This is a genomic window from Pelagirhabdus alkalitolerans (assembly GCF_900096905.1).
Classification (GTDB): Bacteria; Bacillota; Bacilli; order Bacillales; family Amphibacillaceae; genus Pelagirhabdus; species Pelagirhabdus alkalitolerans.
The window spans coordinates 84,627-108,225 of record NZ_FMYI01000005.1 but is presented as its reverse complement, the minus strand read 5'-3'; the positions used below and the strand labels follow the sequence as shown (position 1 = coordinate 108,225).

The 23,599-nt window shown below is 38.0% G+C and carries 24 protein-coding genes; 22 read left to right on the top strand and 2 right to left on the bottom strand.

Annotated features, from left to right (window positions below; translation table 11 throughout):
* Positions 1–6 precede the first annotated feature (6 nt).
* The 13 genes from BLR62_RS07850 (at position 7) to BLR62_RS07790 (ending at position 12,058) form a co-directional block, all read left to right on the top strand.
* Entirely contained in the window at positions 7–558 is a 552-nt protein-coding gene (locus tag BLR62_RS07850) for a TetR/AcrR family transcriptional regulator (protein ID WP_090795542.1), read from the top strand.
* 147 nt (positions 559–705) lie between these two features.
* Positions 706–1,605, top strand: a complete 900-nt coding sequence (locus BLR62_RS07845) for a beta-keto acid cleavage family enzyme (RefSeq protein WP_090795540.1) — start codon at positions 706–708, stop codon at positions 1,603–1,605.
* Entirely contained in the window at positions 1,598–2,527 is a 930-nt protein-coding gene (locus tag BLR62_RS07840) for a 3-hydroxyacyl-CoA dehydrogenase NAD-binding domain-containing protein (RefSeq protein ID WP_090795538.1), read from the top strand. Before BLR62_RS07845 ends, BLR62_RS07840 begins: the two co-directional genes overlap by 8 nt.
* A 14-nt stretch (positions 2,528–2,541) precedes the next feature.
* On the top strand, positions 2,542–3,012 hold the full coding sequence (locus tag BLR62_RS07835) for a thioesterase family protein (RefSeq protein ID WP_090795535.1): 471 nt from the start codon (positions 2,542–2,544) through the stop codon (positions 3,010–3,012).
* Positions 3,013–3,147: 135 nt separating this feature from the next.
* A complete protein-coding gene (locus BLR62_RS07830) occupies positions 3,148–5,100 on the top strand; it encodes a BglG family transcription antiterminator (RefSeq protein WP_090795534.1) in 1,953 nt (650 codons plus the stop codon).
* Positions 5,101–5,119: 19 nt separating this feature from the next.
* The gene (locus BLR62_RS07825) at positions 5,120–5,542 is read left to right on the top strand and encodes a PTS sugar transporter subunit IIA (RefSeq protein WP_090795531.1); all 423 of its coding nucleotides are present in this window, start codon (positions 5,120–5,122) and stop codon (positions 5,540–5,542) included.
* Between the two features lie 14 nt (positions 5,543–5,556).
* Positions 5,557–5,829, top strand: a complete 273-nt coding sequence (locus BLR62_RS07820; RefSeq protein WP_090795530.1) for a PTS sugar transporter subunit IIB — start codon at positions 5,557–5,559, stop codon at positions 5,827–5,829.
* An 82-nt stretch (positions 5,830–5,911) separates the two neighbouring features.
* The gene (locus BLR62_RS07815) at positions 5,912–7,186 is read left to right on the top strand and encodes a PTS ascorbate transporter subunit IIC (RefSeq protein ID WP_090795527.1); all 1,275 of its coding nucleotides are present in this window, start codon (positions 5,912–5,914) and stop codon (positions 7,184–7,186) included.
* Entirely contained in the window at positions 7,187–7,924 is a 738-nt protein-coding gene (locus BLR62_RS07810) for a sugar isomerase domain-containing protein (RefSeq protein ID WP_090795525.1), read from the top strand.
* Positions 7,925–8,143: 219 nt separating this feature from the next.
* On the top strand, positions 8,144–8,647 hold the full coding sequence (locus BLR62_RS07805; RefSeq protein WP_176759255.1) for a hypothetical protein: 504 nt from the start codon (positions 8,144–8,146) through the stop codon (positions 8,645–8,647).
* A gap of 372 nt (positions 8,648–9,019) precedes the next feature.
* Positions 9,020–10,003 (top strand): mevalonate kinase, encoded by a 984-nt coding sequence (gene mvk / locus BLR62_RS07800; protein WP_090795519.1) that lies wholly within the window; start codon positions 9,020–9,022, stop codon positions 10,001–10,003.
* On the top strand, positions 9,975–10,955 hold the full coding sequence (mvaD, locus tag BLR62_RS07795; RefSeq protein WP_090795517.1) for a diphosphomevalonate decarboxylase: 981 nt from the start codon (positions 9,975–9,977) through the stop codon (positions 10,953–10,955). The genes mvk and mvaD overlap by 29 nt, the downstream gene beginning before the upstream one ends.
* 14 nt (positions 10,956–10,969) lie before the next feature.
* Positions 10,970–12,058, top strand: coding sequence for a phosphomevalonate kinase (locus BLR62_RS07790; protein ID WP_090795515.1), 1,089 nt, complete (start codon positions 10,970–10,972; stop codon positions 12,056–12,058).
* 54 nt (positions 12,059–12,112) lie between these two features.
* Here BLR62_RS07790 and BLR62_RS07785 read toward each other — a convergent pair whose 3' ends face one another.
* Together BLR62_RS07785 and BLR62_RS07780 are read right to left on the bottom strand one after the other, a co-directional pair.
* Positions 12,113–12,517: a potassium channel family protein gene (locus BLR62_RS07785; protein ID WP_342706540.1), complete on the bottom strand. Its 405-nt coding sequence runs from the start codon at positions 12,515–12,517 to the stop codon at positions 12,113–12,115.
* A 41-nt stretch (positions 12,518–12,558) separates the two neighbouring features.
* Positions 12,559–13,917, bottom strand: a complete 1,359-nt coding sequence (locus BLR62_RS07780; RefSeq protein WP_090795511.1) for an aldehyde dehydrogenase — start codon at positions 13,915–13,917, stop codon at positions 12,559–12,561.
* A gap of 160 nt (positions 13,918–14,077) precedes the next feature.
* On the opposite strand from BLR62_RS07780, the gene BLR62_RS07775 reads away from it, so the two are divergent.
* From BLR62_RS07775 to BLR62_RS07735, 9 genes are all read left to right on the top strand, one after another.
* Complete coding sequence (locus BLR62_RS07775) at positions 14,078–15,058, top strand: ring-cleaving dioxygenase (protein WP_090795509.1); 981 nt, start codon at positions 14,078–14,080, stop codon at positions 15,056–15,058.
* 122 nt (positions 15,059–15,180) lie between these two features.
* On the top strand, positions 15,181–16,308 hold the full coding sequence (locus tag BLR62_RS07770) for a sensor histidine kinase (protein ID WP_143008362.1): 1,128 nt from the start codon (positions 15,181–15,183) through the stop codon (positions 16,306–16,308).
* The gene (locus tag BLR62_RS07765; RefSeq protein WP_090795505.1) at positions 16,305–16,940 is read left to right on the top strand and encodes a response regulator; all 636 of its coding nucleotides are present in this window, start codon (positions 16,305–16,307) and stop codon (positions 16,938–16,940) included. Before BLR62_RS07770 ends, BLR62_RS07765 begins: the two co-directional genes overlap by 4 nt.
* Before the next feature lie 116 nt (positions 16,941–17,056).
* Positions 17,057–17,989, top strand: a complete 933-nt coding sequence (locus tag BLR62_RS07760; RefSeq protein ID WP_090795502.1) for an ABC transporter ATP-binding protein — start codon at positions 17,057–17,059, stop codon at positions 17,987–17,989.
* Between the two features lie 15 nt (positions 17,990–18,004).
* Complete coding sequence (locus BLR62_RS07755; protein ID WP_090795501.1) at positions 18,005–19,279, top strand: ABC transporter permease; 1,275 nt, start codon at positions 18,005–18,007, stop codon at positions 19,277–19,279.
* On the top strand, positions 19,279–20,343 hold the full coding sequence (locus tag BLR62_RS07750) for an ABC transporter permease (protein WP_090795499.1): 1,065 nt from the start codon (positions 19,279–19,281) through the stop codon (positions 20,341–20,343). Before BLR62_RS07755 ends, BLR62_RS07750 begins: the two co-directional genes overlap by 1 nt.
* Positions 20,344–20,433: 90 nt before the next feature.
* Positions 20,434–21,066 (top strand): TetR/AcrR family transcriptional regulator, encoded by a 633-nt coding sequence (locus BLR62_RS07745; RefSeq protein WP_090795495.1) that lies wholly within the window; start codon positions 20,434–20,436, stop codon positions 21,064–21,066.
* Positions 21,066–21,971 carry an ABC transporter ATP-binding protein gene (locus BLR62_RS07740; protein ID WP_090795493.1) on the top strand — a complete coding sequence of 302 codons (906 nt, stop codon included), beginning with the start codon at positions 21,066–21,068 and terminating at the stop codon, positions 21,969–21,971. Before BLR62_RS07745 ends, BLR62_RS07740 begins: the two co-directional genes overlap by 1 nt.
* Positions 21,971–23,578, top strand: coding sequence for an ABC transporter permease (locus tag BLR62_RS07735; protein WP_090795491.1), 1,608 nt, complete (start codon positions 21,971–21,973; stop codon positions 23,576–23,578). Before BLR62_RS07740 ends, BLR62_RS07735 begins: the two co-directional genes overlap by 1 nt.
* Positions 23,579–23,599: the final 21 nt, after the last annotated feature.

Sequence of the window (23,599 nt, the reverse complement as noted above, 5' to 3'; positions counted from 1 at the left end):
GACAAGATGGTAAAAAAATCGAGACAAATAGACATATTAAATGCAGCATCACGTATTGTGGAAGAAAAAGGGATCTTTAATTTCACGCTTGAATCCGTCGCTAAAGAAGCTGGAATTAGTAAAGGCGGACTCCTCTATCATTTTCCTTCAAAACAAGCATTAGTCGAAGGGATGGTTGAGCATCTAGCTAGAAATTATCAAGAAAAGATCGAAACCCAGGCAAATGAGGACCCAGTGGAGCGTGGTAAATGGACGCGAGCTTTTTTAAACGTCACGTTCAACCAAGGCTATCCCAAAAAAGAAATGCACGCTGGATTATTAGCCGCAAAAGCGGTGGATCCAACGCTCTTAAAACCGATACACGAAGCCTATGAGAAGTGGCAACATCAGATTGAAAATGATGGGATTGATCCGATTGATGCAACGATTATTCGCTTAGCAACAGATGGGATTTGGTTATCGGAATTGTTTGAAACGTATCAAATTGAACCTGAGCAAAAAGAAGAAGTGTATCACCGTTTGCAAGAATGGATTCAAACGTATACAAAGTCAAAATAACCACATAAAACATTTGTGAACACTGTTTTTGATAAACAGTGTTCTTTTTTTTTTATAAAAAAAGCTTGAACAAAAACCGTCCGGATGGTACAGTATAAAACAGAAAAACCGTCTAGTCGGTAAAGTTAATTTTTCAGGAGGTATTACATGACTAAAAAAGTAATGTTAACAGCAGCTGTGACAGGTGCTGGAGATACAACGAACAAAAATCCAAATGTTCCGGTAACGCCAAAAGAAATTGCAGAATCTGCAATTGAATCAGCTAAAGCAGGGGCAACAGTCGTCCATGTTCATGCACGTGACCCTAAAACGAAAGGTGTCAGTCATGATGTTGATCATTATCGAGAAATCGTCGATCGTATCCGCGATTCAAAAACGGATGCCGTTATTAATATCACATCAGGAGGTGGCGGTGATTTTATCCCAAGCCTTGATACCCCCGCTGCAGGAGGAAATGGAACGGACATTCAAACGCCAAAGGAACGTCATGAACCTGTCGGTGAACTATTACCTGAAATGTGTACATTAGATTGTGGCACCACAAACTTTGGTCAGATGATTTATATGAGCCCAACGGATTGGTTACGAGAACAAGCTAAACTCGTTCAAAAAAGCGGTGTGAAACCAGAATTAGAAGTGTTTGATACAGGCCACTTACGTTTTGCTAATCAACTTGTTAAAGAGGGATTGATCTCAAATGATCCGATGTATCAATTTTGTTTAGGTATTCCATGGGGAGCAGAGGCTGATATGGAAACATTGATGTATATGAAAAACCGAATTCCGGAAAATGGTCATTTCTCAGCTTTTAGTATAGGGGCCAAGCAATTGCCGATGGTTACCCAAACAGCACTTTTAGGTGGGAATGTGCGTGTCGGTTTAGAAGATAATCTTTATTTGAGAAAAGGTGTTTTAGCATCGAATGAGCAGTTAGTTGATCAAGCCGTTAAACAACTGCATGCGCATGATATAGAAGTTTTGACACCACAAGAAGCACGTATCCAGTATAATTTATTACAACCAAACGGAGGAAACAAACATGAATAATAAACAAATCGCGATTATAGGTACAGGTGTGATTGGAAATGGCTGGATTGTACGCTTCTTAGCAAATGGTTTTGATGTGGTGGCATATGATCCAATAGACGGAGCAGAAGCTAGAACAAAAGAAGTGATTGAACAGGCATGGGAGTCAGTTGAATCGTTAGGCTTACACACAGACGCTTCTCATGAGCGTATTCGGTTTGTTTCATCAATCGAAGATGCAGTCAAACATGCTGACTTAATTCAAGAAAATGTGCCAGAGCGCCTTGATTTAAAACAAGACGTTCTTAAAGAAATTGACCGATTCGCCCAAAAAGATGCGATTATCGGTTCAAGCACTTCAGGCATTAAGCCAACCGAACTACAAATAAAGCTTGATCATCCAGAGCGCCTTGTTGTCGCTCATCCATTCAATCCAGTATATTTGTTACCACTGGTTGAAATTGTAGGGGGCAAACAAACAACAAAAGAAATGAAGCAAGCCGCACATGATTTATATGAAGCGGCCAATATGAAGCCTATGATTATTGAAAAAGAAATTGAAGGGTTTGTAGCGGATCGTTTAATGGAAGCTTTGTGGCGTGAAGCACTGCATTTAGTGAACGATGGCATCGCAACGACAGAAGAGGTCGATAAAGCGATCACTTATGGTGCAGGTTTACGTTGGGCACAGATGGGTCCCTTCATGACATTTCACTTAGCAGGTGGAAAAGAAGGCATGCGTCATATGTTAAAACAATTTGGCCCCGCTTTAAAATTGCCGTGGACAAAATTAGAAGCACCAGAATTAACGGAAGATTTAAAAGAACGCGTCATTAATGGATGTGAAACCCATGCAGGTGATCGTTCAGTAGCTGAGTTAGAACATAAACGGAATGCATTTTTAGTCCAATTAATTGATTTAGTCGAAGATTATTGGCCATAAAAAGAGGTGAAATAATGAAATTAACGACGTATCATACACATGTTAAACCAGAGGAAGTTGATTATAATGGTCATATGAATGATGCAGTATATGCTGCGGTCTTTAGTGAAGCTGTTGATGATTTAATGTCACAGATTGGCTTAACAAAAGATTTTATTCGTGCAGAATCTCATACGCTTTATACACTTGAAACCCATCTTTGCTACTTAAAAGAAGCACATCAGGGCGAAGCCTTAACAGTCAGAGTGAAGTTGATTGATTATGATAAAAAGCGATTGCACGTTTTATTCATTATGACAAATCAAAAAGATGAACGTATAGCGACAAGTGAACAGATGTTAATGGGGATTGATCAAACAATAGGAAGACCTGCTCCATTTTTACCAACTATTCGTGAAGCAATTGATGCAATCTGGCATGAGCAACCCTCAGGTGTAGGATGTGAACAGGTTGGAAGAACGATTGGAATTAAGCGTAAAGCTTAATCCCAATCGTTTTTTTATATAAAAAACGATTAGGTGTTTACTTCGTTGCAACATCGATTGTTGAGATTTCTTAAATATTAGCGCTTACAAAATCGTGTTATACTGCAATTGTAAGCGAAAGGGGGCGAGTAGAGGTTGTCATTAAAACACAAGCAAAAGTTGATTGATCTGTTGGTAGGAACGGATGATTATTTATCAGCAACAGAAATAAGTGAACATTTAGGCGTATCAACACGCACCATTCACTCCTATTTAAATAGCCTTGCTCCCATTATTAAATGTACAGGGCTAAGTTTAGAAAAAAAGACGGGTTTAGGTATTAAATTAAATGGAGATACAAACAAAGTTTCAGAGTTATTGCAGACACTTGAAAAGCAAGCAACATTGGATTTAGAACCGAGTGATCGACAACAAATCATATTTAAACGTCTCCTTCAAGGAGAGCGCGTTTCCTATTTAGATTTAGCTGATCAATACTTTGTTAGCAGGTCAACGATCGTAAAAGATATGAAAGCCATCAGAGAAACCTATTCCATTGGTCAATCAAGCTTTTCATTTAATAACGAAGGAACCAAATTAGAAGTAACAGAACGGATGCTTCAAGAAATGTGGGGTAAGTATTTTTACGTCAGTTACTCCAAATTATTTGGTAATCCCCCTTACAGTTTAATTCATTATAGCGCGTTTATAAAAGATGAACTATTCCTATCAAACGAAGCGGTCAATGTATTGATACAATCAGTTGAAGAACTCGGTACTAAATATCAGCTAGCTGAATATTATCGTATTCAATTGTTTGAAAATTTAAGTTTACTCTATTACAGGGTTAGTCAAGATTATCATTTTGAAGGGTTATCGGGTTATATTTTTGAACGTGTGACAGAACTCGATACCTACTATATTGCACATGATCTTGCCAGTCATATACAAGAATCATTGGATGTTGTTTTTTCAACTCAAGATATTTTATTTCTTAATCAATGTTTAGTCGCAAACGGTTTGAAACAAGACCTTGTTTTAGAAGGCCATTCATACTTTGAATATTTAGCCGACGAACTCATTGTAAAAATTGGTAAGATCATGAATGAAGATTTATCAGAAGATGAGCAGTTGAAAACAGGATTATTGCACCACCTTGTCCCAATGCTTTTTCGGTTGAGAAACGATATTACGTTAACCAATCCATATATTCATGAAATAAAAAAACAATATTCCATGATGTTTCACCTAACTTGGTATGTTGTCGTTGATATGGAAAATGAGCTAGGTATCCGAATGCCAGAAGATGAAATTGGCTTTTTAATGATTCACTTTCAATCTGCATTAGAACGAAAACGAGATATTAAGAAAGTGTTGATTATTTGTCAAAGCGGCTTATTAACCACTGAAATATTGGAAAGACGCATTAAGCAATTTTTACCGAGTGTACATGTTTATGAAATGATTTCTGAAGAAAAAGTCGCGAATGTTGATTTAAGTAAAGTTGACCTTATTATTTCCACAGTTGATTTAACCATTTCAGGGCCACCAGTTATTGAACTATCTTCTATTCCGACAGATCGTGAATTAAGTGATGTGGTACAAAGGATGAATGACATATTTGAGTCCAACTCGCACAGTGTTGATCGAATATATGACCAAGATGAAGAGCATCCATTGATTCATTCATTAAAAAATAGGCTAACGATTAAAAGGGCACATCTTCATTCAGAGAGCGAAGCGTTAAAGTATTTGACCAAACCGCTTGTAGATGCTCAATTGGTCAATCCAGACTATTTAGATTCTGTTTTTCAGCGTGAAGCGATGTCTTCAACGGCTTTTGAGACGGGTGTTGCAATACCACATGGAAATCCGTCATATGTGAACCAAACGCATATTTCTATATTAGTGAATGAAAAGAAAATAACCTGGGGGAAAGAAAAGGTGGATGTCATTATATTGATTAGTGTTGCGAAAGAAGATATGGAACATATTAGCATGATTATTGGGCGTATTTACGACATGATGCAATCTAGGTCTGAAGTGGAACGTATCTTTATTAATCAATCTGATCAATCGATTTATCGTTATTTAGCACGCCATCAATAGAAAGAAAGGATAGAGGTATATGCTCAAAGAATATTTAAAAGATGACTACATGCAACATGTTTCATGCCTCGATTCTTGGGAAGAAGCGATAGCTGTTGCAGCAGATCCCCTATTAAAAAGTAGGATTATAGAAGAAAGTTATATACAGGCCATGATTGATAGTGTTGAAAAGAATGGTCCTTATATCGTTTTAAAAGATTATTTTGCTTTACCACATGCTAAAGCAGGTGAAGGAGTGAATGATGTAGGGCTATCATTGTTACTTTTAGATGAGCCTGTCGATTTAAAAGGGAATCCAGTGAAAGTGTTTTTAGTATTAGCCGCGGTAGATCATACATCGCATTTGAAGGCACTGTCTGAGATTTCTGAATTACTGATGAATGATGAAACGTATGAACAATTTTTAGCCAATGATTTGGCTGAAATAAAAAAACTATTATAAAGGAGATGACAGAAATGTATAAGTTTTTAGCCGTATGTGGATTTGGTGTAGGTTCTTCACTTGTTTTAAAAATGTCAATCGAGAAAGCCGCTAAGGAAAGAGGGGTGGAATGTGAAGTTGAGAATATGGACTTAAGTTCCGCAAAAGGAACAAATGCCGATGCAGTCTTTACAAGTCAAGAACTCGGTGATGAATTAAAGACAGCTACAAAATCACCAGTCTATCCGATTCAGCGTTATATGGACAAAGAAGAGGTTGGCCAAGCATTAGATGACTTTTTAGGTTAAGGCAGACACCCTAAAGGAATATGAATTTATCTGATCTAAATTGAATTGATCACCCCATATAAAGAAGAAAGGAATGATAACGATGCAAACATTTTTAGATTTTCTTACGGATAATATATTAAGAAACCCACCTGTTCTATTAGGTTTAATTGCAGCAATTGGTCTTATTATTCAGCGTAAAAATATTGCTGATATTGTAAAAGGATCCCTAACGGCAGCATTTGGTATGTTCATTTTAGACGTTGGTGTTAATCTAATTATCGATACGATTTCACCGATTAATGATGCTTTCCAAGAAACAATTGCTGAAGAAGCGGAGGTAACGGAAGCACTGAGTGATGTCACCTTCCTTGCTGATTATGGTGGTGAGGTAGGGCTTGCCATGTTTATTGGTCTTATTTTGCATTTAGTTATTGCACGCGTCACGCCAGTAAAAACAATTTTCCTTACCGGTCATATGCTGTGGTGGTTCCCATTTATATTTGTAGCAGCAGGTGTTGAAGGTGGTTTATCAGGTATTAGTCTAATTGTATTTGGGGCTATTTTATCTGCTATGTATTGGTCATTTATGCCGTGGATTATGCGCCGATATATTTGGGATGTGACGGGTGATGACTCGTTCTTAATTGGTCACCCAACTGGTATCTTGAGTATTATCTCTGGTTTTGTTGCTAAACGCGTAGGAAACAAGGAACGTTCGACTGAATCATTAAATGTTCCGAAGAGCCTATCTTTCTTCCGTGAGATTTCAGTAACAGGTTCAATTGTTATCTTTGTTGTGTTTATTATCATGTACTTTGTTGCCCCTGAAATAGTGGCTGAAGGAGATAACTTCATCTTTAATGCCATTACACAAGGTCTAACATTTGGTGCTGGGTTAATTGTTATGTTGCAAGGTGTGCGCATGTTAATTAATCAAATTATTCCAGCATTCCAAGGTATTTCAGATAAAGTCATTCCAGGTGCTATACCGGCATTCGATGTTCCGATACTATTTAATTACAAACCGAATGCAGTTATTATTGGTTTCCTTGTTGCTATGACAACATCAACAATCATGATCTTAATTGCAAATACAACAAACCTTTTCGGTGTTCTATTAGTTCCTTTAGTTGTCACATCATTCTTTGAAATGGGTGGTGCAGCTATTGTTGGTGAAGGTCAAGGTGGTCTTAAAGGATCGATCATTGGTACAATTGTTAGTGCGATTGTAATGGTTGGTTTAATGGGTATTTCTGTTGTTGTTTATGAGACAACGATCCAAAACTGGTTACTCATATTCGGTGGTAACGACTTCTCTATCTTTGGTCCACTTGCAAGCTGGTTAGCACAATTATTCTCAGGAGTGTTGGGTTAAATGTTTGATTATTTTGAAGGTATAAAAGAATTAATAGATGTTGTCGAACGTGAAGAGACAGAAAATATTAAAAAAGCTGTTGATGCACTAACAGAAGCTGTTGAAAACAAACAATCTATCTTTGCTTTCGGTGCAAGTCATGCAGGCATTCTAACTCAAGAACTGTACTATCGTGCAGGTGGATTAATGACGATCAATCCGATTTTCGGTGAGAGTGTGACGTTAGATGTTGAACCGATTACGCATACAAGCCAAATGGAACGTTTGGTCGGTTATGGGACAGCTCTATTTAAAAAGACACCATTTAAGTCAGGCGATGTCTTAATTGTTCACTCGGTATCTGGCCGAAATCCTGTCACAATTGAGCTTGCATTAGAAGCTCAAAAGATGGGTGTGACGGTTATTGGATTAACCAATCTAACATATTCAACTCAAGTCACATCACGTCACCCAGATGGAAAGAACATGTATCAGTATTGTGATATTGTCATCGACAATCACGGTGCAATAGGAGATGCGATGTGTGAAATAGACGGACTGGATATGCGTGTTGGCCCATCTTCTACAGTCATAGGTGCTATGGTTGTTAACACACTCGTTGTCGAAACCGTTAAACAACTGAAGGCAAATGGAATGGACAAGCCACCCATATTTTATAGCGCTAATTTAGATGGTGGTGATGAATTGAACCAAAAGCTAGTCAATGAGTATAAAGATTCGATCTATTATAAGTTTTAAGCAAGCAAAGTAACTATAAAAACTCGTATTCGCTAAAAAGAGCGGATACGAGTTTTTGATTTCAAATAAAAAATATAGGATGAAAATTGGTTAGCTCGTTATAGTGAACGTTTACAATCATTGTGTGATTTTGATAAAATTGGTAGTGGAAGATTCGCGTATAGTACTTCAATCGTAAATCAAAAGAAAGTGGTGTTCATGTTGAAATCGATCGTTTTTTTGTTACTTACTTTGACAAGCATTTTATTAGCAGGTTGTTCCTCGGATATATTGGATGAGTTAGTAGAACCAACGACTGACTATGATGGTGATCACTTGGTTATAGGTATGTTGGGGGATCAACCAGATGCTGAATTTACGAATGTACGGTTTGAAGACGTGCAGGTTGAAGATTTCTCTGAACATGAGGACCTGGACGGTTTGATCATTAATGATGAAGATCTATTTCAAGAGTTATCTCAACCAGCTTATACTGACACATTTAATGAGATGAAGATCCCTACGTTTTTTATAGGTTTACGTAAACCTTATTATCTGTTTCTTCATGAAGATCAAATTTATGATGAGACGCATGAAAATGAATCATTTGGACTCGTGCAAGGATTTGTTTTTGATGCTGATCAGAATAGATTGACATGGGAATTAAAAGTTGGTGAAGATGATTATGATTCCGATGCAACGTATACCAAGATTTTTGACATTATTGACCAGCACGAAGAGTGATCATTTGTGAACGAATTTTCAGGGTATCTTTTAAGATGATATGATAGTCTGTGTATCCGTTTTTTATGCATCTATTCTTTATCTATAGAACAACAGAAGCTCGTATTCGCTCATCTTTGCGAATACGAGTTTTTTCAGGTCCAGAGACTTTGCATGTTTTATAGTTGATATGCCAATTTAACTAGATTATAATTAAAATCGGTTGGTTTATTAATTTGACGGTAAAATGATACAGTTTTGTATCATTTTTTAAGGTTAAATAATTAGCTATCTGTCGCAAGTATGATTGAATCAAACTTGGGCTCATTAATAAAATAAACCTTAGTGATTAAATAATATGAACTAAAGATGACAACAAAGGAGTTCACACATATGGTCAAACCAGTAAATGACGGTTCAATTGGCCGAGCGCATAGTAAATTAATTTTGATCGGTGAACATGCGGTCGTTTATAATGAACCCGCTATTGCGCTTCCTTTTGATGCTGTCAGCGTGATGGCTAAGATTAGGCGAAAAGCAGGAAATATTCAATTTAATAGCCGCTTTTATAAAGGTGACTTAGAAGATATGCCTGAGAAGATGCAAGGGCTTGTCACGTGTGTTAAAGGTGTATGTAAAAAGCTAAAAAAGAAGGCTGTTGATTTCGATATCGACTTGGAGTCCACGATTCCAATAGGACGTGGACTAGGGTCAAGTGCGGCTATAGCCGTCGCATTAGTTAGAGGCTTGTATAAGTATTTTCAAGTCGAATTACAGCGTGAGACGTTGATGGATTTTGTTGACTTGGCTGAGCAACATGCTCATGGAACCCCAAGCGGGATTGATCGTGAAGCAACGAGTCGTGAGCATCCAATATGGTTTGTGAAGGATCAACCTGTCGATATTGTTAAAATCAAACAACCGCTCCACTTAATCGTGGCAGACACGGGTCGTATTGGTGATACCCATTCAGCAGTCGATAGTGTTAAAGCTTTATATCAAACAGACCATTTAAATACTCGTAAGCGAATTGAAGCGCTAGGTACTTTAACTAAAAAAGCAAGAGAGTCCATGGAATCAGGAGATTTAATCAAGCTTGGAGAGACGCTTAATCAAGCTCATTTTGAATTAAAAGCACTCGGTGTCAGTGATCCAGGCTTGGATCATTATGTTGAAGTCAGCCAAGCATCAGGCGCTTTAGGTGCTAAACTGACAGGTGGGGGTCGAGGCGGCTGTATGATCGCTTTAGCTGATTCTATAGACAATGCTAGGGAGATTGAAAAAGCCCTTCAATCAGCGGGCGCCAGCGAAACGTGGTATTGTCAAATTACAAACGAGGTGATGGACTTTGAGAGCCAAAGCACGCGCACACACTAATATCGCCTTAATAAAGTATTGGGGTAAACGAGATGAACAATTGTTTTTACCGACAAATAGTAGTTTATCGATGACTTTAGATCATTTTTATACAGATACGACGGTGACGTTTGATAACGATTTAAAACAAGATTATTTTAATTTAAATAATGAACAAGCAAGTGAAGAAGAAACTGAGAAAATCTCACGCTTTTTAGATAAAGTACGCGATTTAGCAAATGATCAGCGCTTTGCGCGTGTTGACTCAATTAATCATGTGCCGACGGCGGCTGGCTTTGCATCATCTGCTTCTGGTTTTGCTGCACTAGCAGCAGCGGCGACAAAAGCAATAGGTTTGGATTTAACGAAACGTGAATTGTCGCAAGTGGCACGTTTAGGATCAGGTTCTGCTAGCCGATCGATTTATGGTGGCTTTGTTGAGTGGCAAAAAGGTGAACGTGAAGATGGATCAGATTGTTATGCGTTACCTGTTTTAGAGCAAGAGGATTGGGATTTAAACGTACTATCAGTCGAAGTCACGACACAATCAAAGAAGGTATTGAGTCGAGAAGGTATGAAACGTACGGTTGATACATCAATATTTTATGACGGCTGGTTAAAAGCGGCTAGAGAAGATATGGTGACACTTAAACAAGCCATAACGAAGCGAGATTTCACGTTATTCGGTGAAACGTTAGAAGCAAATGCATTAAAAATGCATGCTACAACCTTAGGGGCCAATCCACCATTTATGTATTGGCAAAGCGCCACTATGAGAGTGATGGAAGCTGTTCAATCGCTTAGAGAACAAGGCGTTGAAGCATACTACACTATTGATGCAGGCCCTAATGTAAAAGTCGTTTGTCAGCCACAAGATAAAGAAAAAACAATAAATGCCTTAAATGAAATTGATGTCGTCAATCAAATATATACATGCCAAATTGGACCAGGTATTCGTTACTTAGACGTATGATGGGAGAGAACTTCATGAATGCTCAACGTTATATGGTGCATGCACCAGGTAAGTTAATGATTGCAGGAGAATATGCGATTACAGAAAAAGGACAAACAGGTATTGTTGCTGCAATCGATCGTTATTTAACAGTCGATATTCAACCAGCTAGAGGAAATCGATTAGATTTACCGCAGCTGAAGTTAACCGATATTCATTGGACATTCGAAGACGGCAAAGTTAAGTTTGATAAAAATGATAAACGTCTTGTCTTTATCAAGCATGTTTTAGAAACGGTTTTTGCCTATATCGGTGATGATGTCCCGATCCATTTATTAATTACAAGTGAATTAGACTCAAAATCCGGTCAAAAATATGGGCTAGGTTCAAGTGCTGCACTATCAGTAGGGCTTGTTAGTGCTTTATTACAATGCTCTGAGAAAAGAGACAAAGCGATCGATCGTGAATTGATTTTTAAATTAGCTTCAATCGCTCATATTAAAGCGCAAGGTAATGGCTCATGTGCGGATGTAGCAGCCGCAACTTATGGAGGTTGGGTTCATTACGGTGTTTTCGACCATGATTGGCTTAAAGAACAATTATCATCAGATGCAGCTGTCGGTGAAATTGTTGAAAAAGAATGGCCGCACCTTATGATTGATGCTCTACATGAATTAGATGATCTTCAATTCTTGATCGGCTGGACGATGAAATCAGCTCAAACAGGCCCCATGGTGGAGCGTGTTCAAGCGCTTAAAGAAAGCCATCCTACTGACTATCAACAATTTCTGCAAGATAGTCAAGAAGCGGTTGAAGAGGTTGTGTCTGGATTTAAAGAGAAACAGATAGATTCGATTTTTGAAGGGATTCGTAAAAATCGAAAAGCATTGAATCAAATAGCAGAAATAAGTGATGTAACAATTGAAACAGAAGGCTTAACCGATTTAATTGAAGGCGTTGGAGGCGCAGGTGCTGGAAAAACATCTGGTGCTGGTGGTGGCGACTGTGGCATTGCTTTTGTTAAACAGTCCGTAAAAAAAGATGACGTTTATGATTTATGGAGAGATAAAGGGATTGAACCCTTACCATTTAATGCAGCTAAAGATGGTGTGACAATCGATTAGCAAATATAAAAATGCCGAGCTATTATTAAATATGCTCGGCATTTTTTTGATCAATTAGTTTTGAGAGTTGTCCATCGCTTTTAAAAAGTACGCTGTTGGCAGCAAAACGCCAAGAGATGCTTGAATTAATGAAAAGAACCTGGCAGCACCAACAGGTACAATATCACCATAGCCTACAGATAACATGGTTGTGCCACTGAAGTACATGAGATCAGAGAAATTAGGATCGATTGCTTCGCCAGAGTGCCCTTCATGTACTAAAATGACGTCACCAAATGATAACGCGTAGTAAATTAGTGTAAATCCGATCGTAACACCTAGTAAGACGAAGAATAATTTAAGAAATAAAGCGGTACTGAAATAGCTCTGTTTATATTGTTTGTTCGTAAAAAAGTAATACAAGTTCGCCAGAATAAAAAGAAGTGCAATACCAACTAGAGCATTTGCCAATAATATCACCCCACTCGTTATCTATCGCCTTCTTTTTAAGTCACTAAACATTATTTCATTAATTTTTTAATCCATTTCAAACCATTTTTGGCATTTGGATAGCGGATTGGTAAATCAAACCATGTCGCTTGTTTTAAGATACTCTTTTGATGCGTGAAAGCTTTAAAACTATATTGACCGTGATAAGATCCCATTCCACTGTGTCCAACGCCACCAAACGGCAAATGAGGCGTTGCTAAATGGAAGATGGTATCGTTAATACAGCCACCACCAAATTGTACATTATCAATGACATAAGACTGAATATGCTCTGTCTCTGAAAAGAGATATAAAGCTAAAGGCTTCGGATGCTTTTTAATATCGTCAACAATCGTATGAATATCTGAATAAGTGAGGATCGGAAGGATCGGGCCAAATATCTCATCTTCCATAACGGCGCTGTCAAGTTGAACATCTGTCATGAGAGTCGGTTCAATCACGCGATTGTCGCGATCGTATTCTCCGCCTTGAATGACGTGACCATCATTCAAGTATTGAAGCAGTCGATCAAAATGTTTGTCATTGACGATATGCGTATATTCTGCGTTCGACATCGGATCATCGGTATACAATTCATAAATGGCTTCTTTCAAGTGCGTCAAGAAGGTGTCTTTCACATGTTCATGGACATAGAGATAATCCGGTGCAACACATGTCTGACCTGCATTTGTGAATTTCCCCCACGCAATACGTTTAGCTGCTAATTTTAGTGAGGCATCTTCGTGTACAATCGCAGGGCTTTTTCCACCTAGTTCTAACGTAATCGGTGTTAAATTGTGACTGGCTTTTTCCATCACGATTTTGCCAACGCCAACACTTCCAGTGAAAAAGATATAATCAAATGGATGGTCGAGAAGTGCTTGTGTTTCTTCAACTGCGCCTTGTTTGACAGCGATGAAATCATCAATGAATGTCTGTTCAATCATTGTTTCAATAATATCCGCTGTATGGGGTGTTAATTCAGAAGGTTTAATTACAGCTGTATTCCCCCCTGCTATAGCCCCGATTAGAGGCGCGATCGCCAGCTGAAATGGATAATTCCACGGTGCGATAATTAATGTAACCCCGTAAGGATCGGGATAAATTTTACCAACAGAACCGATATGTGTGATCGCTGTTTTCACACGTTTTGGTTTCATCCACTTCTTTAAGTGTTTTTTAACATAATCAATTTCAGTATAAAGAATGCCAATTTCTGTTGTGTACGCCTCAAACTCAGACTTGTTCAGATCTTTTGATAATGCTTCTACAATGTCTGATTCATTTCGTTTAATGGCCGTTTTTAATAAATCAAGTGCTTTTAATCGATGTTCGAGTGGGCGAGTCTCATTTGCGTGAAAAAAATCATATTGCCTTGTTAAAAATTTCATGATTATCTTCGCTCCTTTGCTCCATATTATACAGAAAACAAGGGTGAAATTTCGAGTCATGCGCTCAACAAACAGTATAGTTGCATAAATGATTAAAATTATGGTATATTTATCTCGAATTAAAGATAATTAATAACGATGCCGATAAGGAGGCAATAATATGGTTCAACCGTTAAAAGGTATTCACCATGTCACAGCAATCACGAGTTCAGCAGAAGAGAATTATCAGTTTTTCACATATGTATTAGGCATGCGATTAGTCAAAAAGACCGTTAATCAAGATGACATTCAAACGTACCATTTATTCTTTGCAGATGATGAGGGAAATCCAGGTACGGATATGACGTTCTTTGATTTTCCAGGTATTCCAAAAGGTCAGCACGGTACAAATGAGATTTCGCGCACAGCATTTCGAGTACCAAGTGATGACGCTTTAAACTATTGGGTAGAACGTTTTGATCGTTTAGAAGTTCCGCACGATGGTATTACCGAGCAGTTTGGCAAGAAAGTAATTAACTTTATTGATTTTGATGAGCAACAATATCAACTTGTTTCAGATGAATTGAATGAAGGTGTAAAAGCTGGCACGCCATGGCAAAAAGGCCCAATCCCGCTTGAATATGCAATTACAGGCTTAGGTCCAATCCATATTCGCATTCAGAATAAAGAGTTCTTTAAGAAAGTCTTGGAGCAAGTCATGGGCTTTACTGAAATTGATGCAAAATCAGACCACTATCTGTTTGAAGTGGGAGAAGGTGGAAACGGTGCACAAGTGATCGTGATTGATGATCCAGACTCTAATCAGGCACGACAAGGCTATGGTACCGTTCATCATACGGCATTTAGAGTGGAAGACAGAGAAGCGTTAGAGGAATGGATTAATTATCTCCCTCAGTTTGGACTTAATACGTCTGGCTATGTGAATCGTCACTTCTTTGAATCATTATATGCACGTGTTGCTCCGCAAATTTTATTTGAGTGGGCGACAGATGGACCTGGATTTATGGGAGATGAGCCTTATGAAACGTTGGGTGAGAAGTTATCACTCCCACCATTCTTGGAGGCTAAACGCGATCAAATAGAAAAAGCAGTTCGCAATATTGACACAAGGCGAAGTCACCTTGACTTAACGAAGGAATAAAACAGATTCCCTGATCTCTAAACGGTCAGGGGATTTTTTTATTTCATAAAAAAACTAGGTTCGGTAGTTATAATTTGCTATATTGGGAGTGTGAAGATTTGTAGCGAGGAGTGAGAGATGTGGTGTCATTTTGGTTTACAATCGTTTATTTAATAACGGTGTGGAGTCTTGCTTTGTATGTTGAAGTTGGTACTAGAGAGACTTGGTCTTTTCAAATCGCCGTGTCCACGGTATTTTTTGCTTTATACTTCGCCCTCCCTTTATTCAGTAGATACCTGCATTTGTTACATAGTGTTTTATTGATACTCCCGTTACTTATAACAGGCTTGTTTTATCAAGCACCATTTAACGGATTTGGTCTGCTGATTGGATTCGTTGTGGCTAAAGAAACGTTAGAACGGGTTGAAGGAGCGGTCGTGTATGGGCATTTGTCTTATCAATTTAGTTTGCTAATGGTTACCCTCTTTCTACAGTACAATACTTGGTTAATGATATATAGTATCGCTCTTATACTATTTGTTGGCTTTTTATTGTTAATGTGGCATCTTCAATTAAGTAGCAATAAATCGCTTCATGATGATTATAATCATTTATTACACAGGTACAAACAAGTAAAACAACATATATCTGATACGGGTGAGAAAGCGAGATTAAATGAACGTCATCAAATTGCTCGAGAATTACATGATTCTGTTGGTCACCGGTTAACAGCATTACTCATGCAACTTGAAGTAGCTCGTTTAAATGAACAAGATCAATCGAGTAAAGAGACCTATAAAGAACTAAAAGCTTTAGCGCAAAAGAGTTTGGATGAAACAAGAGAAGCGGTTCAAACACTGAAAACAGATCATGTAGAAGGTTTATCAGCCATTATTCAATTGATTCGGAAACTGGAGGCAGAGAGTCATTTAAGAATTGCTTTTTATATGCAACCAGGTGTGTTTAAGCAATCACTTACCAATGATCAATCAGTAGCCATTTACCGAGCGACTCAGGAAGCATTAACGAATATGATGAGGCATAGTGATGTAAAGGATGCTGTTATAGAATTTGGATTGGTCGGTGATCACTATTTTAGATTTCAAATTCGACATGATACATATAAAGAAACACAAATTGAAGAAGGATTTGGGATAAGGTCAATGAAAGAGCGTTTGAAAATGATTAAAGGCTCGCTTGTTGTTGAACAAAAGGATCAGACGATTCATGTGATTGGGACATTTCCATTAAAAAGAGGTGAGAGCAAATGATTCGCATATTACTTGCAGAAGATCAACTACTCGTTAGACAAGGGTTAAAAATGATGATTGAAACAGAACCGACTTTTTCTGTTGTTGCTGAAGCAGATAATGGTATAGAGGCGGTTAGACTAACTGAAAAAGATTCAATTGACTTAGTTATTTTAGATATTCGGATGCCTGAAATGACTGGTATAGAAGCGGCTAAACAGATCCGTGATAACAATACTGAATGTAAGATTTTGATGTTAACAACATTTGATGATGAAGAATACGCACTCGAATCTTTAAAAGTAGGTGCCAATGGATATTTACTAAAAAGTGCGGAGTCTGAAGAGTTGATTCGATCGATCAAAGACTGTTTAAACGGTGGTTTAACGATTGAAAGTCAAGTCGCTGCAAAAGTCTTTCCTAAATTAATGAATGAAACGCCAAAGTCAAAGCCGATTCATCCAGATTTAACGGATCGAGAAATTAAGATTATGTGCGGGATCGGTAAAGGGTTAACAAACAAAGAAATTGCAGAACAACTCTATTTGTCCGTGGGCACGGTGAAGAATCATATTTCGGTTATATTAGATAAATTAGACTTACGAGATCGCACCCAAATTGCGATCTATACGTTAAAGCATGACCTCGTTTAACACAAAGTGACGCAGGTCATGTTTTTTTGTTAGAAGTGATGACTGAGGATAGTGTCCAACAAAGACTGTTTAGATTAAACTAAGGTTAGAAAGATCATTAAAAATGAGGTGTTGATATGTTACATGTAGAAGGTTTAAGTAAATCTTTTAAAACGACTCAAGCCGTTGATAATGTCAGTTTAAATCTACAACCAGGAGAATCTGTAGGTTTATTGGGGCCAAACGGTGCCGGAAAATCAACTACGATCTCAATGATGTCGACGTTGCTTGCGCCATCATCTGGAAAAGTGTTGTATAAAGGGCAAGATGTTTTAAAAAAACCAGAAAAAATTCGAAAAGATTTAGGTGTTGTGCCTCAAGAAATTGCCTTGTATGAAGAGTTAACGGCTTATGAGAATATGAAATTTTTCGGTCGTGTTTATGGATTAAAAGGGAAGGCACTTGAGAATAAAGTCGACCAAGTCCTTGATATGGTAGGTTTGTTAGAACGTAAGAAAGAACGGATTAAAAATTACTCAGGTGGTATGAAACGTCGTATTAATATTGCTGTGAGTTTGATTCATGAGCCTGATATTTTAATTATGGATGAGCCGACTGTAGGGATTGACCCACAATCCAGACGTTATATATTAGATATGGTTCGTCGTTTGAATCGTGAAGAAAACATGACGGTTCTTTATACGAGTCACTATATGGAAGAGGTTGAAGCACTATGTGACCGTATTTATGTCATGGATCATGGTCAAATTATTGCATCTGGGACTAAAGAAGAACTGAAGAGCATTTTATCTGGTGATGCATTGATTATGGTTAATGTTAAAAAACAATCATCAGATTTTGTTGATCAATTAAGTGAACATGCCATGATTGAAAAGGTGAGTCCGGTTGAAAAAGGTTACCAACTTACAGCAAGTAAAGGGTCAGAACTTTTTGGTGATATTTTCGATTGTGCAAAAGAAGCAAATGTGACGATTACAGGTATTCATGTAAAATCCCCTACTTTAGAAGATGTATTTCTACATTTAACTGGACGTAAATTAAGGGATTAAGGAGGAGATGGTTGTATGTGGAATTTATTTAAAAAAGATTTTTTGACCATCTCTAGGGATCGTGCGGAAGTGATGACCCTTATACTGATGCCCTTTATATTGATCGCTATTTTAGGGATGGCACTAGGTGGTTTAATGACAGGTGAGGTTAATATTGAACCGATTGATGTCGTCATACAAGATGATCACGACACAGATACCGATCTTGACACTTTTGAATCGACACTTATTGCACAACAGTGGCCAGATCAAGTCATCGATCAAGTGATGACGGAAGTAGACTCGATTAGTCCTGTTTATATTTTGCAAAATGTTTTAGAAGATGCTGAAGAACAAGGTTGGGTCAATATTCTAGAAACGGAATCGATTGATGATTTGGAATCCGCTCTAATGGATGAAGAGATTATGAGTGTGATTCGTATTCCTGATGGGTTTACACAGGATGCATTGTCGGCTTTGTTTTTAGAAGAGGAAACAACAGCAACCCTTGATGTCACCGTTTCAGATGGTGACCGTATCTATTCAGATGTGATTGAACAAATTATTGCGACATTTGTTGAACAATATAATTTAGAAGCATCGATTGCACAAAACACAGAAGAAGCTGTTGATTCAATGGATGAACAATCGATCGATTTGGGTTCAATTCAACATTTACCGAATCGAACGTCAGTCTCGGCTTTTCAATATTATACGGTAGGTATGGCTGCGATGTTTGCGTTATATGTCGCATCAACAATTGCAAGCCTTGCCTTTAAAGAAAAAACATCTCAAGCTTTCATGCGTTTAATGCTGACGAATCAAAGCCCGGTTAGCTATTTAGTCAGTAAGTTATTTTCATCATTTATTGTTGTTATGCTCCAGTTAAGTATTTTATTTGCGCTATCAACAGTTATTTTTGATACGTTTACGGATACATCGATTGAATTTTGGCTAGGTATTTTATGGATTAGTGCGAACTTTGCGCTAGTTGTAGGTGCGATGAGTAGTGTACTAACGGCTTTAACGCTCCATTTCAATAATGATTCTGTATCGGGTGTTTTTGCAGGAGGGCTTGTGACGTTGTTTGCGTTTATCGGTGGAAGCTTAACACCAGTTGATCAAATTTCGCCACTTATTTATCGATTAGGTAATTGGACGCCAAATGGTGCGATGATGACTGCTTACTTGCAATGGATTCAGGGCGTTGATCTCATAGAAGTATTGCCAATGATCTATCGTGTATGGGTAATGAGTGTTGTCATGATTGTCGTGGCTGTTTGGATCTTTCCTAAAAGGAGGTTAACGTGATGTGGGCTATTTTTACATTGCAGTGGCTTCGTTTAAAACGAGAGCCTCTACTTGTCTTAAGTTTTTTAGGTATGACGCTGTTATTTGTTTTCTTTTTGGCTGGTAATCAATCCGATCAACATATCACGGTTCACACTTTTAGTGAGGATCTACCTGAAGAAGTCGTGGAGGAACGAATTGATGAACTGAATCAATCAGAGGATTTTCAATTTGAGTCGACTAACAGGGCTGACATTGAAGAAAGAATTGAAAGCAGTCAAATCAGTTTAGGTGTTCAACTAGAAGATGATGATTATCAATTATGGGTTGGTCAAGAGTCGCAAGTCTTGATGGCTGTCGACCAATATTTGAATCGATACTATTATCAATTGTTACGTTTGAACGCATTAGATGATGATTCGATTGACGTTGTATCTTATATTGATTACGAAATTGATTCTGTCATTGAACAAGACGGTATGGCTGAGAAGGGATATAATGCGCACGTTATTATCGGAATGACGCTTTACTTTTCTATGTACACAATTCTATTTAGTGTAAGTAATGTGGTAACGGAAAAAAGAACGGGGACATGGGATCGTCTCGTTGTCTCTTCTTTATCAAAGCTTAAAATCTATCAAGGGCAACTCGCTTATTTCTTTACACTTGGTATGTTACAGATTGGGCTTAGTTTTTTCATCTTTGATTATATATTAGGATATGAATTAGGTAGTGCTTATGGATCGATAGTGTTTATGTTAGTTGCTTATGTATTTAGTATTGTTGCACTTGGTATGCTCATCATGGGAGTCGTACAATCCCCGCAACAGCTACAAGCAGTTATTCCAATTGTGGCGACATCAATGGCTATGCTAGGTGGTGCGCTATGGTCAATAGAGCTTGTTAGTCAACCGTTCCTGCTGCTACTTGCGAGGTTTGTACCTATTTATTATGGTATTGAAGGATTAAGGCAGGCTATTATATTTGAAGCGGGATTATCTCAAATGATTGAACCTGCATCGATTCTTTTCCTTATGGGTGTTATTTTCATGGGTATTGGACTCAATTTAATGGAAAGAAAATAATGAATAAATAAATTGACCAGTTTGGTCGACTGTGATATATTTAAGTCGACTGAAGTGGTCTATTTTTATATGAGAGGAATAGGATGCATTATGAATGAGAAGTTTTTTAGCTTACCAGAAGAAAAACAAATTCGTATCATTAATGCCTGCATGAAAGAATTTAGTGAAAATGGCTTTAAACAAGCATCCACCAATCGAATGGTTGAAACCGCAGGTATTGGAAAAGGCATGTTGTTTTATTATTTTGTCAATAAAAAGACTCTTTATCATTATTTATTAGATTATGGATTGAACCGATTAGAGGTTGAATTTTTAGATCAAGTTGATTTAAGTGAGACGGGGTTTATTGAACGTTTATCATCTATAGCTAAGAAAAAATGGATGCTATTTCAAAAATACCCAGATTTATTTAGTTTTTTAGCTGCATTTATCGTTTCTGATCAGACGGAAGTGCCTGATTCGACGCTCGAAAAATATAAAGCGCTTCAACAAAAAGGGCAAGACATTTTATATTCAAACATTGATCGGTCCCTGTTCAGACAAGACGTCGATGTAGATAAAGTATTTAAATTGATTCAATGGACACTTGATGGCTACCGACAAGAATTTGAATGGAAGTTAAAGCATCAAGCCATTAAATCCGTTGATTTTGAACCTTACTGGCAAGAATTTTATGAGTATTTATCAATATTAAAACATGTTTATTATAAGGGGGAATCATAATGAGTGTCATTGATGTAAAAGGTATTCAAAAGCATTTTGGAGAAGTAAAGGCATTAAGAAATGTGGATTTGTCAGTGAATAAAGGAGAAATTTACGGATTTATTGGGCCTAATGGTGCGGGGAAATCAACAACAATTCGTATATTGCTAGGATTATTGCAAGCAGATGCTGGAGAGGCTCGTATTTTTGAGCAAGACGTTTGGGAAGATGCTGTCAGTATTCATAAACGGATTGCTTATGTTCCAGGAGATGTTAATTTATGGCCTAACTTAACGGGTGGAGAAGTGATTGATCTCTTTTTAAGTATGCGTGGTGTGACGGTGGATCAAGAGAAAAAGCACGAATTAATGAAACGATTTAACTTCGATCCTTCTAAAAAATGTAGAACCTATTCAAAGGGGAACCGTCAAAAGGTTGCGCTCATCGCAGCTTTTAGTGCCGATGCTGAAGTGTATATTTTAGATGAACCGACCTCAGGGTTGGATCCATTGATGGAACGTGTATTTCAAGAGTGTGTCTTTGAAGCGAGAGACCGAGGGTGCAGCGTGCTTTTATCAAGTCATATTCTATCAGAAGTCGAGCGTTTATGTGATCGCGTGGCTATTATTCGAGACGGAGAAATTATTGAATCAGGTTCACTGAAAGATTTAAGACACTTAACCCGTGTTCAATTATTAGTGGAAACAAAAAAAGAAATACCTGATTTAGCGAACCAAACAGGCGTCTATGATCTAGCCGAAGAGAATGGAACGTATCGTTTCCAAGTAGACACAGATCAATTAGATGTATTGATTCGCTATGTTAGTGAATTTGGTGTTATTAAGCTTGAAAGTGCACCTCCTACTTTAGAGGATTTATTCATGCGTCACTATGAGGACAATCCTGATAAAGGGGAGGACTCATAATGGCAAAAGAGGCAAATGCTCGTACAGGTAAACTGTTTCTTTTCCTGTGCAAACGTGAGCGAATAAAATTACCCGTTTGGATTGTTTCGATCACGCTTGTAACTGTACTTGTGGCTCTTGCATTTGATGGTCTGTATGAAACAGCAACAGACCGGCAATATATGGCCGAAACCATGGAAAACCCAGCTATGATTGCGATGGTTGGAAAGGGATTTGGCTTGGATGACTATACAATTGGCTCCATGTTAGCCCATCAGATGCTTGTATTAACGGGTGTAGCTGTTGGTATCATGAGTATTTTGTTAGTTGTTAGGTTAACAAGAGCGGATGAGGAAGAAGGTCAGTTAGAATTAATGCGTGCCCTTCCAGTTGGGCGTTTAGCACAAACAAATGCAGCTATCTTACTATTAGTCGTGACGAATGTAATTTTAGCGCTAGTGCTGACTATAGGCTTAGGCAGTTTGAATATCGAATCGATTGACTGGTTTGGTTCATTTATGTACGGGAGTGCTTTAGGCGTAGTAGGTCTCTTTTTTGGTGCGGTAACGCTTTTTACGACACAATTATCAGATAGTGCAAGAGGGAGCATGATGCTCGCTTATCTTGTATTAGCCGCTTCTTACATGATCCGTGCTGTAGGGGATGCAGCTGAACATTGGGTGCCTTATCTATCGCCTTTAGGGCTAGTCAACCGTTCAGCTATTTATGTCGATAACCATATCTGGCCTCTAATCGTCGTCATACTAGCAGCAGTCGGTTTTGCTGTTTGGGGACTTCACTTACAAAACAAACGTGATATAGGATCCGGATTGTTACCACAAAGAGCTGGGAGATCCGAGGCAAGTCGCTTGTTAAAAGGCCCATTTGGACTTTCGTTAAAATTATTAAAGACTTCTTTAATAGCATGGGCAATTGGTATGCTGTTGATCGGAAGTAGTTACGGTTCTGTTTTAGGTGATTTAGATACTTTCCTAGGTGAAAATGAAATGATTATGCAAGTTGTCGGTGGTGATTTGGAAGACGGTGGATCATTAGTTGAGCATTTCTTAGCGATGTTAACAGATATAATTGCGATCGTCGCAACGATTCCAGCTTTAACTGTCTTTTTTAAGATGAAAGCTGAAGAGAAGAAAGAACGAAGTGAGCCGATCCTTGCAACTCGCATTAGCCGAACGAGATGGCTAAGTACATTTGCATTATTAAGTTTTGTGACAAGTGTGATCATGCTAACCCTCGGGGTTGTATCATTAGCCGGTATCGGCATGATTGTCGTTGATGATCTTTCATTTGTATCATTAGTAGAAGCTCAATTAATTTATTTACCTGCCATGTGGGTGTTAATTGGTTTTGCAATTAGCTTATATGGTTGGATACCCAAGCTATCAATCATTGCCTGGTTTTATCTATTGTTCTCCTTCTTTACGATCTATCTGGGAGACTTACTTGAGTTTCCTGAGTGGTTGATGAAAGTTTCGTCCTATCAACATATTCCAGAGTTATTTGTTGAAGAAGTCAATTGGATCACCCTTATTGTACTGTTCCTAATAGGAATTGGACTAAGTGTGATCGGTTGGATTGGCTATCTTAAACGAGATATAGAAGGGTAATTTAAAAAGAGTCTGAGACAA